Annotated in this window: 11 protein-coding genes; 8 read left to right on the top strand and 3 right to left on the bottom strand. The window is 63.8% G+C overall.

Translation table 11 applies throughout. The features are described 5' to 3' along the window. The first annotated feature begins 48 nt into the window (after positions 1–48). The 3 genes from IPK09_10165 to glcF are packed head-to-tail and all read left to right on the top strand — an operon-like array spanning position 49 to position 3,916. Complete coding sequence (locus IPK09_10165; GenBank protein MBK7983979.1) at positions 49–1,563, top strand: FAD-binding protein; 1,515 nt, start codon at positions 49–51, stop codon at positions 1,561–1,563. Continuing rightward, positions 1,560–2,675 (top strand): glycolate oxidase subunit GlcE, encoded by a 1,116-nt coding sequence (glcE, locus tag IPK09_10160; GenBank protein ID MBK7983978.1) that lies wholly within the window; start codon positions 1,560–1,562, stop codon positions 2,673–2,675. The genes IPK09_10165 and glcE overlap by 4 nt, the downstream gene beginning before the upstream one ends. Continuing rightward, complete coding sequence (gene glcF / locus IPK09_10155; GenBank protein MBK7983977.1) at positions 2,675–3,916, top strand: glycolate oxidase subunit GlcF; 1,242 nt, start codon at positions 2,675–2,677, stop codon at positions 3,914–3,916. The genes glcE and glcF overlap by 1 nt, the downstream gene beginning before the upstream one ends. On the opposite strand, the gene IPK09_10150 is transcribed toward glcF, so the two are convergent. Continuing rightward, complete coding sequence (locus IPK09_10150) at positions 3,905–5,545, bottom strand: SagB/ThcOx family dehydrogenase (protein ID MBK7983976.1); 1,641 nt, start codon at positions 5,543–5,545, stop codon at positions 3,905–3,907. The genes glcF and IPK09_10150 overlap by 12 nt on opposite strands. A gap of 72 nt (positions 5,546–5,617) precedes the next feature. Between IPK09_10150 and IPK09_10145 the strand changes: the two genes are divergently transcribed. The 5 genes from IPK09_10145 (at position 5,618) to IPK09_10125 (ending at position 12,029) form a co-directional block, all read left to right on the top strand. Further along, positions 5,618–5,824: a hypothetical protein gene (locus IPK09_10145; protein MBK7983975.1), complete on the top strand. Its 207-nt coding sequence runs from the start codon at positions 5,618–5,620 to the stop codon at positions 5,822–5,824. 300 nt (positions 5,825–6,124) lie between these two features. Then, positions 6,125–6,592, top strand: a complete 468-nt coding sequence (locus IPK09_10140; GenBank protein ID MBK7983974.1) for a bacterioferritin — start codon at positions 6,125–6,127, stop codon at positions 6,590–6,592. Between the two features lie 2 nt (positions 6,593–6,594). Next, positions 6,595–6,951: a ferrous iron transport protein A gene (locus IPK09_10135; GenBank protein MBK7983973.1), complete on the top strand. Its 357-nt coding sequence runs from the start codon at positions 6,595–6,597 to the stop codon at positions 6,949–6,951. Next, the gene (locus tag IPK09_10130; GenBank protein MBK7983972.1) at positions 6,948–8,852 is read left to right on the top strand and encodes a ferrous iron transporter B; all 1,905 of its coding nucleotides are present in this window, start codon (positions 6,948–6,950) and stop codon (positions 8,850–8,852) included. Before IPK09_10135 ends, IPK09_10130 begins: the two co-directional genes overlap by 4 nt. Before the next feature lie 732 nt (positions 8,853–9,584). Beyond that, positions 9,585–12,029 (top strand): GNAT family N-acetyltransferase, encoded by a 2,445-nt coding sequence (locus IPK09_10125; GenBank protein MBK7983971.1) that lies wholly within the window; start codon positions 9,585–9,587, stop codon positions 12,027–12,029. On the opposite strand, the gene IPK09_10120 is transcribed toward IPK09_10125, so the two are convergent. Both IPK09_10120 and xth read right to left on the bottom strand, forming a co-directional pair. After that, the gene (locus IPK09_10120) at positions 12,030–13,331 is read right to left on the bottom strand and encodes an AmpG family muropeptide MFS transporter (GenBank protein MBK7983970.1); all 1,302 of its coding nucleotides are present in this window, start codon (positions 13,329–13,331) and stop codon (positions 12,030–12,032) included. It abuts the gene before it with no gap. Beyond that, entirely contained in the window at positions 13,321–14,094 is a 774-nt protein-coding gene (xth, locus tag IPK09_10115) for an exodeoxyribonuclease III (protein ID MBK7983969.1), read from the bottom strand. Before xth ends, IPK09_10120 begins: the two co-directional genes overlap by 11 nt. Positions 14,095–14,174: the final 80 nt, after the last annotated feature.

Here is a 14,174-nt window from a genome sequence, read left to right as displayed (position 1 = left end):
TGCGGCCGCGCGCGGTTCCACGCCAACGACCAAAAGGAGGCTCAGCTCATGAACGCGCTCCACGACCAGCCCGCCGGCGCTGTCCCGAAACCGCCGGATTGCGCCCTCATGTTGGCCGAGTTACGGACCGCGTTGCCCGGCCTGAGCCTGCTGGATCGCGTGGAGGAGGTGCGGCCTTACGAGTGCGACGGCCTGCCCGCCTACCGCCAGTTGCCCCAGGCGGTGGCCTTGCCGCGCACCGAGGCTGAATTGAAAGCGGTGCTGGAGATCTGTCGCAAGCACCGCGTGCCGGTGGTGGCGCGCGGCGCCGGAACGGGCCTTTCGGGCGGCGCCATGCCGCATGCCGAGGGCATCGTCGTATCGCTGGCGCGCTTCATGAAGATTCTGGAAATCGACCCCACAGCGCGGCTGGCGCGGGTCCAGCCGGGCGTGCGCAACCTCGCGCTGTCGGAAGCGGCGGCCCCCTTCAACCTGTATTACGCACCCGATCCTTCCTCGCAGATCGCCTGCACCCTGGGCGGCAACGTCGCCGAGAATTCCGGGGGCGTGCATTGCCTCAAGTACGGGTTGACCGTTCACAACGTGCTGGCGGTGCGCGCTTTGGTCCTGTCGGAAGAGGGCGTCGATGAAGTGACTTTCGGGAGCAAAGCGCCCGATTCGCCCGGTTTCGATCTGCTGGCGGCCATCAACGGTTCCGAAGGAATGCTCGCGGTCGCCACCGAAATCACCGTGCGGCTGACGCCGAAGCCGGAAACCGCGCAAGTTGTCATGGCCTCCTTTGCCACGGTGGCGGCGGCCTGCGACGCGGTGGCGGCGATCATCGCCGCCGGCATCATTCCGGCCGGTCTGGAAATGATGGACCGACAGGCTATCGCGGCGGTCGAGCCGTTCGCCCGCGCCGGTTACGATACCGCGGCGGCGGCGGTGCTGTTGTGCGAATCGGACGGCGCGCCGGATGAGGTGCGCCACGAGATCGAGCGGGTCCGACAGGTACTGGAAGCGGCCGGCGTCCGGCACATCCATGTTTCGCAAAACGAGGCCGAACGCTTGAGGTTATGGGCGGGTCGCAAGGCCGCTTTTCCGGCGGTCGGCCGCCTCACGCCCGATTATTTGTGCATGGACGGCACCATTCCGCGCAAGCGGCTGGGGGAGATGCTCTCGGCCATCGCGGCGATGGAACAGAAATACCGTCTGCGCTGTGCCAACGTCTTTCATGCCGGCGACGGCAACTTGCATCCGCTGATCATGTTCGACGCCAGCGATAAGGAGGAAGTGGCGCGGGCGCTGGCGTTCGGCGCGGACGTCCTCGAACTGTCGGTCGCGCTCGGCGGCACCATCACCGGCGAACACGGGGTCGGCATCGAAAAGCTGGCGCAGATGTGCGTGCAGTTCACGCCGGAGGAGCTGGCCGCGTTCGCCGGCGTTAAGGAGGCGTTCGATCCGTTGGGACTGCTCAATCCGGGCAAGGTGATTCCGACCATCGCCCGGTGCCGGGAATACCGTCAGACCGGTGGTGGCCAGCGTCGCAACGGTCGGCATCAAGCAGCGGGGGTCAAGCCATGAACTTGGGCATTCGAACCGTAGCGGCCGGCCGTCCCGCCGATCCGGTGCTGGCGAACTGGCAAGAACAGGTGCGTTCCGCCGTCGCCCAAGGAACAGCCTTGGTGATCGAAGGCGGGCGCAGTAAGTCTTTTTACGGTCGCCCCAGCGCGGGCGAGACGCTGGCCACCGCTGCCTACCAGGGCATTATCGACTACGAGCCGACCGAATTGGTGATCGCCGCGCGCTGCGGCACGCCTCTGGCCGAAATCGACGCCGCGTTGGCCGAGCGCGGTCAGCTGCTGGCTTTCGAGCCGCCCCGGTTTGGCGGTTCGCCGACCTTGGGCGGCGTGGTGGCCGCCGGCTTGTCCGGCCCACGCCGGATGGCGGTCGGCGCGGTGCGCGATTTCGTTCTCGGCGCGCGGCTCCTGGACGGCAAGGGCGAACTGCTGAACTTCGGCGGACAGGTCATGAAGAACGTGGCCGGCTACGACGTTTCCCGCTTGCTCGCCGGTAGCCTCGGTTGCCTCGGCGTGCTGGTGGAGGTCTCGCTAAAAGTCTTGCCCAGACCCCTTGAGGAAGCGACGCTGCACTTCGACTTGTCGGAAGCGGAGGCTTTCGACCGGTTTGAGGGCTGGGCTGGCCAGTCCTTGCCGATTTCGGCCAGCGCCTGGTTCGAAGGCGCGTTGCGGCTGCGCTTGTCCGGGGCCGGACCGGCGGTCGCCGCCGCTCGTCGGACGCTCGGCGGCGAGGTGCTGGAGGAGGGCGAGGCGCTGGCTTTTTGGACCGGCCTGCGCGATCAGACCGCTGCGTTTTTCGCGCTGGGTTCCGCCGCGCTGATCCGTCTGGCGCTGCCGGCCGGTACTCCAGTCATCCCCTTGCCCGGACCGCCTCTGATCGAGTGGGGTGGCGCGCAGCGCTGGTGTCGGACCGAGCCGAGCCGGCTGGCCGAACTTCGCGCGCTCGCCGTCGCTCGCGGCGGTCACGCCACCCTGTTTCGCGCCCCGTCCGGCCGTGACGCCGGCGCTGTTTTTACCCCGCTATCCGCCCCTCTGCTGCGCATCCACCGCGCGCTCAAACAGCGCTTCGACCCGGCGGGCGTGTTCAACCGTGGCCGGATGTATGCGGAGCTTTGATGGACACGCAACTGGTTGACTGGCTCCGCGATACGCCGGACGGCAAGGTGGTCGAAACCGTGTTGCGGGCTTGCGTACACTGCGGTTTCTGCAACGCCACCTGCCCGACCTATCAACTGCTGGGCGATGAACTCGACGGCCCGCGCGGGCGCATCTATCTGATGAAACAGATGTTCGAAACCGGCGAAGCGAGCACCAGCACGCTCGAACATCTGGACCGTTGTCTGACCTGTCGCAGTTGCGAAACCACCTGTCCCTCCGGGGTGCAATACCATAAATTGCTCGATATCGGCCGCAAGACCGTGGAAATGCTGGTGGCGCGTCCGGTCGGCCAGCGCCTGCAACGCCGCCTGTTGCGCACCGTCGTGCCCCATCCCACCGTGTTCAAGACGCTGGCGCGGGCTGGCAAGCTCGTCCGGCCCCTGTTGCCGGAATCGTTGTCGGCAAAATTGCCGCCGCGCGCCGCGCCCGCGCGCGAACGTCCGCCGCTACGCCACGCTCGCCGCGTGCTGATGCTGGAAGGCTGCGCTCAGCCCGAACTGTCGCCGAACACCAATGCGGCGGCGGCGCGCGTGCTCGACCGGCTCGGCATTTCGGTCGTGCCCACTACCGGAGGCGGTTGCTGCGGCGCTATCGATTTCCACCTGAACGCCCAAGATGCGGCCCGCGATCGCGCGCGCCGCACTATCGACGCCTGGTGGCCGGCTATCGAAGCCGGCGCGGAAACCATCGTCCAGACCGCCAGCGGCTGCGGCGCTTTCATCAAGGATTACGGTGAGTTGCTGCAAGACGATTCACGCTATGCGGCCAAAGCCGCGCGCGTCGGCGAACTGGCCAAGGATCTGGTCGAAGTGCTGCGCGCCGAGCCGCTCGATGTGCTGAAGTTGCGTGGCGGCGGACGGCTCGCGGTCCACTGTCCCTGTACCTTGCAGCACGCCCAGAAGCTCGGCGGCGCGGTGGAAGAGGTCTTGCGACGGCTCGGTTTCGAACTTACCGCCGTGTCCGACGGCCACCTCTGCTGCGGCTCGGCGGGAACCTACGCGCTGACCCAGCCGGAAATCGCGACCGCGCTGCGCGACCGCAAGCTGGACGCACTGGAAAGCGGCCAACCGGAAACCATCGTCACCGCCAATGTCGGTTGCCAAACTCATTTGAACGGCGCCGGCCGGACGCCGGTCCGGCATTGGATCGAACTGGTCGATGCCGCGCTCGCTCAGGAGCCGTCAGCGTCAATCCGGTGATGCCCTCAATCGGTTCAGATGGGCGTAAGGCGGCAGCGTTTGCAAGCGTCGATCCTCGATCGGGCCACCGACGGTGAAGTGATAGAGCGACTGCCACCCCAAACCTTCCAACCCCAGTAACCGATGCAGGGCGTCGTCAAAGAAACAGCCGATGCCGGTGGCGCGGATACCGGCGGCCTCGGCTTCCAAATAAAGAATCTGCCCCAACAGGCCAGTTTCCCAGAACAATTCCCGGTACACCCACGGGTTGCCTTGGAGCGGGCCGGCAAATTCGGTCAGAAAGCCGAGCGCGAAGCAGCAATCGGCGGCGATGTCCTGATGGCAGGAAACGGTTTGCGCGGCTTCGCGCGCGTCGCCGGTGGTCAGCCGGTAAAGCGGCAGATGCGCCGGCGCTGGTTCGACCCGCGACCACTCCCACTCGCCGTGCAGCGCTGCTTGCAATTCCGGCCACTTCTCCCGGTTCCGTAACAGCAAGTAGAGGCCCGGCGTTATCCCGTCGATCCGATGAACAAACAGCAGCGGATGGACGCGCGGCGGCCAAGGCCAGGCATCGAGCGGCGGAACCGCCGGGCGCGGCAGCAGCGCGTCCAGCATTCCGAACCAGCGTTCGGCCGGAAGCGAGGTCACGCCGTCGAACGCCACCGCGCTGCGGCGTTGGCGGATCAGATCGGCGGCGCGGGCGGCGCAACCGGATTCGATCGGCGGTGGACAGGCGGTCGGCTGGAAAGGGGGCGAGGGGCGAGCGTTCGGCCGATGGGCGGCCTGATCGACTTCCGCGATGCCGCGCCACTCGCGCTGGGAGTGGCTCAGACGATTGGCGCGGCCGGCAAAGTGAAGGCCAGCGGCCAGCGTGGCGGGCGACAAGTTCGCTGGCGGAGGTTCCGGGCCGAGCCACAGCGCAACTTCGGGATGCTCCAGTTCGGCGTCGGCGAAATCGTCAACCCGATTCAGTCCCAGCAATCCAGCAAGCGCGTCATCGCCCCAGCCATCGAGCAGTCGCGCCCGCCAGCCGAGCGCGGCGGCGGCGTAACTGATGGCGGCGATGGCGTGGCCGCAATCGTGCTGGCAGTAACGGTAAGCCCGCAAGCCGTATTTCCAGGTTTCCCGCCAATGGATGCCGGTTAGGGCCACCACCGCGCCGCCATGCAGGTCGCTGCCCCAGCTTGTTGAATCCGGTGCGGCGCGCTGCTCCAGAACGTGATCGTGACTCAGGTAGTGATGGACGCCGGCCGCCAAGCCGGGGAGGGTGGGGCAAATCAGATAGCCTTCGGTCGGATGCAGGTTGCCGCTCGATGGGTTGCAGCGCAGCGCCCAGCGCGACCCGCCGTGCTGCTTCCAGGCCGACAGTCCCAGCGACAGCTCGAATAAGATCGCCAGCGAATCCCGCTCCAACGGATACGGTGCTGGCCGCTCGCCCCGGCGCACGGACTCGAATGCGGCCGGCAGCGAATCGGCCCGCAACGGCAGTTCGAGTTGCGGCGCACCGGCGAAACGGCGGAACGGGTCGGGCTGATTGGCCCAATCCAGCCCGCCGGGGCCGGGCGCGTAATGGTCCAGATGATGTTTGCTCGCTTGGTGGTAGGCGATCACCCGCGCGAAGCGGTCGGAATCAAGGCGGTCGACTTTCATGTGGCGCTCGTCGGACGTGACTGGCAAGAGTAAGCTGCAAACAGGTTATCAGCTCGTGGGGAGATACAGCTTGTGAACGCTATCCACCTCATTTTACTGCTGTTCGCTGTGCCAATTGTGACTGTGGCGGCGGATGCGTGTTTCTGTCTTGAAACCAAGGACGATCACTTTCGCCATAGCTGTGAAATGCAGCAGCAGGGGCCTCGCCAGGGCGCGCAGTGCCGGGATGACGCCGGTAATCCCTATAAAACGACAATTGCAGCGAACGGCAAACCTTGAGGCCGCGCGCTGGTGTTACGCCAAACCCAGCTTTCCTTTATCAAGGACGAAAACCCCTCACTCCGCGATCCCCAGACTTGGAACCCGATGTGCTGGCGGCAGGACCATCGTCATTACGGTCCCAAATCCGGCGGGCGCGGATGGTAGAATTGCTCCAATTTTTATTTGAGAATGATTCTCATTTTTCCTATAATGCCTTCAAGTAAGACGTGAAAAGTTGAGCGGAACACTGTGGAATTTTAGCGTTTCGCCAGGAAGCGACCGTTCCCTCACGATCATCGACTAAAAGGCAGCATCGACATGAGCAAAGAAATCGACAAAAACGCCGCTATCGGCATTTTGAATCGCATCATGGAGCTAGAACTGGCGGGCGTGGTGCGTTACACCCACTACGCGCTGATGGTGTTCGGTTACAACCGCATCCCCATCGTCAGTTGGCTCAACGCGCAGGCCGATGAAAGCCTGCTGCACGCCCGGCAGGCCGGCGAGCTGATCACCGGCTTGGGCGGCCATCCCTCGCTCGGCATCGGCCCGCTGCTGGAAACGCACCAGCACGACATCGGCGCTATCCTGCGCGAATCCCTGGCGCATGAAAGAGACGCGCTCGATGCCTACTATCAACTGCTGGATTGCGCCGGCAACAAGGATGTGCGGCTGGAAGAATACGCCCGCACCCTGATCGCCGAGGAACTGACCCATCAGGATGAAGTGGACAAGATGTTGCGAAAGCCGGGTCAAACCCAAACCGCCGCGGAGGGGTCCGAATGAAAATGCGCGAACCGGCGCCGTCCGGCTCCGAGCCTCACTCTATCGGTGCGGCAAGTCCGACCCAGTGTTTGAGCCAGATGCGGCGCGGCGGTCTAGGCCGCATTCTGGCGGTGCGGGGCAGTGATGACAAGGATCAACGCGACATCGAACGTGGCTTGCTGGAAATGGGTTTTGTCGAAGGCGCGGCCGTTGAAGTTTTGCATTATGGCTTGCTGGGACGCGACCCGCTGGCGGTGCGCATCAATCAAACCATGACCGTCGCCTTGCGCCGTCGTGAGGCCGACGCCGTACTGGTCGGCCCGCTGCTTGAGCCAGTGACGAACGCGGGACCAGTCGTCCTGGAGTGCGCGCCATCATGACCGCCTCAACGCTGGCCGTGGATGGATTCAGATCCGCGCGTATCGCCTTGGTCGGCCCGCCCAACAGCGGCAAGACCACGCTGTTCAATACCCTGACCGGCGGCCGACAAAAAACCGCCAACTACCCCGGCGTCACCGTCGAGCGCAAGAGCGGTTTTCTGCACACGCCCGCCGGCCACGCGGTCGAAGTACTGGACCTGCCCGGCAGCTACAGCCTGCGCGCCCGCAGCCCCGACGAGGCGATCACTCGCGATGTGGTGCTCGGCCGGCAGCAGCGGGAAACCCTGCCGGACGCCATCGTTTGCGTGACCGACGCCACCAATCTCAACCAGCACTTGCGGCTGCTGCTGGAGCTCCGCCCGCTGGGCCGGCCGCTGATTCTGGCGCTCAACATGATGGACATTGCCCGGAAGCGCGGCTGCCGGATCGATACCGAGGCGCTGTCCCGCGAGTTGGGCATTCCGGTGGTGACCACCGTCGCCATGCGTAAAAGCGGCGTTCAAGACCTGCTCGGCCAAATCGATGCGTTGCTCGGTCGTTCGGTAGCCGGCGATGGCGCTACCGCCATCGCCGGCTGGCAAGAGCCCTCGCCGAACGCCATCCGCGCTTATCATCGAGAAGTCGAAAGGGTGCTGCGGGAAGCCGTAGTCCAGGAAGGTGCGCCGGCGCGTTTCACCCGCCAACTGGATGGCGTGCTGCTGCATCCGATAGCCGGTCCAGCGATCTTGCTTGCGTTGCTGTTTCTGATGTTTCAGGCGGTGTTCGGTTGGGCGCAAACGCCGATGGACTGGATCGACGGCGGCGTGACCGGCGTGCGGCAGTGGCTTGGCGCACACCTGCCAGACAGTTTGCTGAAAAGCCTGCTGGTCGATGGCATCATTGCCGGCGTCGGTGGGGTAGTGGTTTTCCTGCCGCAAATTCTGATTCTGTTTCTGTTCATCCTGCTGCTGGAAGATTCCGGCTACATGACCCGCGCCGCGTTTTTGATGGATCGTCTGATGAGCGCGGCGGGCCTGAACGGGCGGGCTTTCATTCCCTTGTTATCCAGTTTCGCCTGCGCCGTTCCCGGCATCATGGCGACCCGCGCCATCGCCCATCCGCTGGATCGCTTGGTCACCATTCTGATTGCGCCGTTGATGACCTGCTCGGCGCGGCTGCCGGTGTATGTGTTGCTGATCGCCGCGTTTATCCCCAACGTTACGGTCTGGGGCGGCGTTGGCTTGCAAGGTTTGGTCATGTTCGGGTTGTACGCGACCGGCATCGTCGGCGCGCTGGTGGCGGCGGCCGCATTGCGGCTGACGTTGCTGAAAGGCGGCCGGCAACCGTTGCTGATGGAGTTGCCAAGCTACAAATGGCCGAATCCCGCCAACGTGCTGCTCGGCTTGTGGGATCGGGTTAAAATCTTCATGCGGCGGATCGGCACCATCATCCTGAGCCTGATGGTGGTTCTCTGGTTTCTCTCGACCTTTCCCGCGCCGCCAGCGGGGGCGACAGAACCAGCAATTTATTACAGCTTCGCCGGCATGATCGGACGCGGGCTGGAACCGCTGCTGGCCCCCATCGGCTTCAACTGGCAAATCGCCATCGCCTTGGTGCCGGGTCTGGCGGCGCGCGAGGTGGCGGTGGCGGCGCTTGGCACCGTCTATGCCCTAAGCGGCGATGAAGGGATGGTGAGAGAGGCGCTGTCGGCGACGCTGGCTCAGAACTGGAGCTTGGCGACGGCGCTCTCGCTGCTGGCGTGGTACGTGTTCGCCCCGCAGTGCCTGGCGACGCTGGCCGCCGTCCGCCGCGAGACCAATTCCTGGCGCTGGGCCGTGTTCATGTTCGTCTATCTGATGGCGTTGGCCTATATCGCGGCCTTCATTACCTATCGGGTCGCATTGGCAATGGCAGGCGGCTGAGATGTGGCAAGACGCGCTCGCTTTTCTGATCGTGGCCATTGCCGCGCTGGCCTTGTTGCGGTCTTTTATTCCCGCTCGGCTATTCCGTGCGAACGGTTGTCGACAAGAAATGGATGGTTTGAACCGAAAGCCGCCAGCCCCTGGCGGATGTGGTGGTTGCTCCTTGGGGTCCGTTTGTTCGAAAGCGGCGGATCGGTGACTCGGAGTTACTTGATTCCGGCTCCGCAGATCGGCGGCGCAGGCCCGTCTGCTCCGCTGGAAATCCCGCTCTAGCATGATTTCCACTTGACCGGCGAAAGTGCGATCCGCTACCACCGCCATCACCTCGAAGCTGAGCCGCGGCGTGGAAGCGGTTACGGCCAAAATCCAATACATCGGCAACGCGATGTAGGGAAAAGTCAGCAGCGAAACCGCCCAGGCAATCGCACCTTGCGCGGTTCTCACGCCAGCGACGGCAGCACCCCCAGGGCATGAACGAGCAGCATCACCATGATCGTTAACAGCCTGACAAAATCTTGTTTCAGCATCGGTGCGCTAGCGTGGCGAACGAGTGCAAAGCAAATTGCTTTTGGCGGCTTGATACGTTGGATTAGGCGCAATTGCAACGATTGAGGCTTGTGGCCCGCATCCTGAAGTGATGGCGCTCGGTCCCGCCGTCCGTTCGGAAGGTCGTTGCATTTCCGATGGCCGCACCGTATATCCTTACTTCACTTAGGGTAAGGAGTTAGGGCGATGTCCGTCCGTTATTTGCGCTATCTGTACGATCCGGCTTCCGTCGCGTTGGTCGGGGCCAGCGAACGGCTCGGTTCGCTCGGTGAGGCGTTGGCTCGAAACCTGTTGGCCGGTGATTTCAAGGGCGAGGTGTTTTTCGTCAACCGCCGTCATCGCCAGGTGCGCGACCGGCCGGCTTACCGACGGCTCGCCGATCTGCCGGGCACGCCGGAGTTGGCGGTTATCGCCACGCCGGTGCGCACGATTCCCAGGCTGTTGCTTGAAGCGGGTCGCTGCGGGATCAAGGCCGTAATGATTGCGACACCTTACAATTTTCGTGGCAGCGATGAGACGGCGGTTTTGCGCGGGGCTTTACGGAAAGCCGCGCGCTCCTACAGCTTGAGTATTCTCGGCCCCGGCGGTGAACTCATCTCGCCGCGCCGCGGCTTTAATGCCTCGCTCGTTCCTCAAGCGCCTTTGCCCGGCCACCTAGCCTTGCTTTCCCAGTCCTCGGCGGCGCTGTCGCCGATCATCGAGTGGGCCAACACTCAGGGTATCGGCTTTTCCCACATCGTCACCTTGGGCGGACAGATCGATATCGATATCGCCGATCTGTTGGATCGTCTGATCGATGATGCGGATACCCACGTCATTCTGTTGGTGCTGGAAACCGTGGAGCACGTCCGACCGTTCCTGTCGGCGGCGCGGGCGGCGGCGCGCGTCAAACCGGTGCTGGTGGTGCGCGCCGGTCGGGGCCACGATGCGGTCTCTCGTCAGGCCGATGCGGTTTATGAGGCCGCTTTCCACCGGGCTGGAGTATTGCGGCTGCCGTCGCTGCCGGATTTGTGCTGGGTCGGCGCGACGCTGGTGTTTGATACGCCGATTGCGGGCGACCGGCTGGCGATTGTCGGTAACAGTCGGCTGTTGGGTCTGCTGGCTGCGGATACCTTGCTGGTCGAAGGCGGCCATCTGGCCCGATTCAGTCAAGAGACTGAGAATGCGTTGCGACGCCTCTCACCGGTCGCCATCAAGCCCCAGAATCCGCTCGATTTGGGCGATGATGCCGGCGTGGAGCGCTACGTTGCCGTTGTGGAGATTCTGCTGCGAGAGGGCGATGCCGATTGCGTGTTGGTATTGCATTCGCCCAACGTGCGAGTTTCAGCCGAAGACACCGCTGTAGCGCTAGCCGAGACCGTGAGCCGTTGGGACGAGCGCGGCGGATCGCGGCCTGGCGTGTTGGCCTGCTGGCTGGGCGCGGCTAGCGCCCGCGCTGCCCGACAACATCGGCACGCGCGCCACATCCCGACTTACGACACGCCGGATGAGGCGGTTCGCGCTTTCATGCAGTGCTGGCGTCGCCAGCAAAACCGTATCGGTTTGATGGCGACGCCAGCTTGGTTGCCGGAACCTGCAAGCGCCGGTCTGAACGCCGCCCGGCAACGGATTGACGCTCTGTCGGCGGCGGGTCGCGATGTGTTGGACGGTTCGGAGGCCGGCGCCTTGCTGGACGCTTACGGGATTTCGATGTCGCTGCCGGGGTTTAAGCCGGTGGGCCGCCCGTTAATGCTGAGCCTGCGCATGGTCGAGGATGCGCTGTTCGGCCCGGTATTGCTGCTGGCATCGGCCGAGCGTGACGCTCGTTGGGCCGATGGAGCCACTGTTGCGCTACCGCCGCTCGATCCGACGCTGGCGCGCGAGGCGATCCGGCATTCGCGGCTTTATCATCGGCTATGCGAGGCCGACGCCGCGCTGCCCGGCGTGTTGGATAGCGTCATTTTGCTGCTGGTCAAGGTTTCGCGGCTGATCGTGGATTTTGGTGAAGTCGTTGAATTGGAACTGAATCCGATCCTGTTAAGCACAGACGGAGCGAGCGTGGAAGCCGCTCGAATTCGGCTCGCGGCGACGGGATTTCCGCCCCACGAGCGGCTGGCGATCCGGCCCTATCCGCGCGAATTGGAAGAGACCGTTTCATTGCCGGACGGTTCGGTCCTGTTGATTCGCCCGGTGCGGCCGGAAGATGAACCGGCTTTTGTAGCCTCGTTCAAGCAGTTATCGACCGAGGAAGTGCGGATGCGCTTCATGCGCACGGTCACGGAACTGATCCATGAGGAAGCCGCTCGCTTGACGCAAATCGACTACGAACGCGATATGGCGCTGGTGGTGTTCCGCCAGCGGCCCGACCGGCCGCTGGAAAGCTGCGGGGTGGCGCGGTTGATGCGCGACGCCGACGGCGAGCGGGCCGAGTTCGCCATCGTCCTGTTGCGGGCCGCGACCGGGATCGGGCTTGGTAGCCTGCTGCTGCGCCGGCTGATCCGTTACGCGAAAGAGAGAGGCTTTCGCGAGTTGTTCGGAGAAATCCTGCGGGAAAACGAGCCGATGCTGGCGCTGTGCCGGGCCATGGGTTTCAGCATCGCGGTCTGTCCGGACGACGCCGGGGTGATGGTCGCGCGCTTGCCGCTGACGTGATTAGCGGCCGCCGGTTTTGGCGATGGCGGGTTGCGGCATTGCCCCGGACTGTTCCGCCTCCATCCAACTCCGAAACCGGGTCAGTAGCCATAAGCCCGGCACCGTGGCCGCCATGCAAAACAGAAAGAAGCCTTCCCAGCCCAGCCATTGGGCCAGATAGCCGGTCGGAGTGTTGACCACCACGCGGGGAATGCCCATTAGGCTGCTGAGCAAGGCGTACTGAGTGGCGGTGAATTTCTTGTTGGTGAGCGTGGCCATGAACGCCACATAAGCCGTGGTCGCCATGCCGCTGAACAGGTTCTCGCTGGTGATCGCCAGCGCCAGCCCCGGCAGACTGTGACCGAGCCGCGCCAGAATCACGAAGCCGATCAAGCCGATCGCCTGCAATACCCCAAACAGCCACAGCGCGCGATATTGACCCAGGCGCAATATCAAGACGCCGCCGAGCAGACCGCCGATCACCGTCGCCCAGAAACCAAACAATTTGACGATGGTGCCGATTTCGGTCTTGCTAAAGCCGAGATCCAGATAAAACGGCGTGGTCATTTGACTCGCCATCATCTCGCCGACCTTGTACAGCAGCACGAACAGCAAAACCAGCGCGGCGTCCTGGCGCGAGAAATACTCCACGAACGGCTGCACCACCGCCTCGCGCAAAGTGCGGGGCGTGCCGGCCGGCACCAGCGGTTCGACGCAAAACAGCGTCGTGATCAGACCGGGCAGCATCGCCGCCGCCATCACCCAATATACAGCGGAGAAGGGGATGAAGTCGGCCAAGATCAACCCGCCGCCGGAGGACAGCAACAAACCGATTCGGTAACCGTTGACATAAAGCGACGCGCCCAAGCCTTGTTCCTCGTCGCTCAACGATTCGCGCCGGTAGGCATCGATCACGATGTCTTGCGAGGCGGAAAAGAACGCCACCAGAAACGCCGCCAGCGTGACCAGCGGCAAACTCTCATAAGGGTCGGTAAAACCCAAACCGACGATGGCCGCCATCAGTGTCAGTTGGATCAGCAGCAGCCAGCCGCGCCGCCGGCCCATGCTGGCGATGGGAGCGAAACGATCCAGCAGCGGCGCCCACAGAAATTTCAGGGTGTAGGGCAAGCCGACCAGCGCGAACAAGCCGATGGTGCCGAGATCGACGCCGGCCTCCTTCAGCCACGCCTGCAATACCGATCCGGTGGCCAGTAGCAGCGGCAAGCCGGAGGAAAAGCCCATCAACAGCGCGGCCAGCATCCGCCCGCTGAGAAAAATTCGCAGAATATCGCCGCCGGAGCGCCGCTCGGTTTCAGAAGTCATAATCGTAATCCAGCGTCAGGGGCGCATGATCGGAAAAGCGCTGGTCGCGGTAGATGGCGGCGGCGCGCACCTTTTTCGCCAAGCCCGGCGTGATGACTTGATAGTCGATCCGCCAGCCGACATTGTTGTCGCGCGCCCGGCCGCGGTTCGACCACCAGGTGTATTGATCGGGGCGCGGATCGACGACCCGAAAGGCGTCGACCCAGCCCAGCGAACCGAACAATTTGCTCATCCAGGCGCGTTCCTCGGGCAGAAAGCCGGAATGGTTGCGGTTGGCCCGCCAGTTTTTCAGGTCGATTTCCCGGTGCGCGATGTTCCAGTCGCCGCAGAGGATGATGTGGCGGCCGCTGGCGCGCAGCGCTTGGAGCGGTTTGACCAAGCGTTTCAGAAAGTCGAATTTCACCGCCTGCCGTTCGGGGCTGGCGGAGCCGGAGGGTAGATATAAGGAAACCACGCTGAGCGCGCTGAAGCGCGCTTCCAGCCAGCGGCCTTCCGTATCGCATTCCGGCCAACCCAAACCGGTCAGAACCTCATCCGGCTCGCGCCGCGCGTACAGCGCGACGCCGCTGTAGCCCCGGCGCTTGGCGTCGTGATAGGAGCAGTGGTAGCCGACCGGATGGTAATGCGCGGGGGGCAACTGCTGGCTTTGCGCGCGGGTCTCCTGCAAGCAGACCACATCCGCTTTTTGCTCCTTCAACCAAGGATAAAGGCTCTTGCTAGCGGCGGATCGAATGCCGTTGACATTGAGCGTGATGACTCGCATGAGACGCTGATGCTCCACTGAATGGGTGATAAAGCGCGTTATGATAACGAGATTTATCTTTCCAAAGCCGGAATTAACCA

The sequence above is a fragment of the Candidatus Competibacteraceae bacterium genome, assembly GCA_016713505.1.
Taxonomy (GTDB): domain Bacteria; phylum Pseudomonadota; class Gammaproteobacteria; order Competibacterales; family Competibacteraceae; genus Competibacter_A.
This window is presented reverse-complemented; position numbering and strand designations above follow the sequence as displayed.

What these genes read in the sequence shown, in the direction of transcription:
- IPK09_10125 (MBK7983971.1), top strand. Translation starts at nt 9,585, where the DNA reads ATGTCCGTCCGTTATTTGCGCTATCTGTACGATCCGGCTTCCGTCGCG.
- glcF (MBK7983977.1), top strand. Translation starts at nt 2,675, where the DNA reads ATGGACACGCAACTGGTTGACTGGCTCCGCGATACGCCGGACGGCAAG.
- IPK09_10140 (MBK7983974.1), top strand. Translation starts at nt 6,125, where the DNA reads ATGAGCAAAGAAATCGACAAAAACGCCGCTATCGGCATTTTGAATCGC.
- IPK09_10135 (MBK7983973.1), top strand. Translation starts at nt 6,595, where the DNA reads ATGCGCGAACCGGCGCCGTCCGGCTCCGAGCCTCACTCTATCGGTGCG.
- IPK09_10165 (MBK7983979.1), top strand. Translation starts at nt 49, where the DNA reads ATGAACGCGCTCCACGACCAGCCCGCCGGCGCTGTCCCGAAACCGCCG.
- IPK09_10130 (MBK7983972.1), top strand. Translation starts at nt 6,948, where the DNA reads ATGACCGCCTCAACGCTGGCCGTGGATGGATTCAGATCCGCGCGTATC.
- IPK09_10150 (MBK7983976.1), bottom strand. Translation starts at nt 5,545, where the DNA reads ATGAAAGTCGACCGCCTTGATTCCGACCGCTTCGCGCGGGTGATCGCC.
- glcE (MBK7983978.1), top strand. Translation starts at nt 1,560, where the DNA reads ATGAACTTGGGCATTCGAACCGTAGCGGCCGGCCGTCCCGCCGATCCG.
- IPK09_10120 (MBK7983970.1), bottom strand. Translation starts at nt 13,331, where the DNA reads ATGACTTCTGAAACCGAGCGGCGCTCCGGCGGCGATATTCTGCGAATT.
- xth (MBK7983969.1), bottom strand. Translation starts at nt 14,094, where the DNA reads ATGCGAGTCATCACGCTCAATGTCAACGGCATTCGATCCGCCGCTAGC.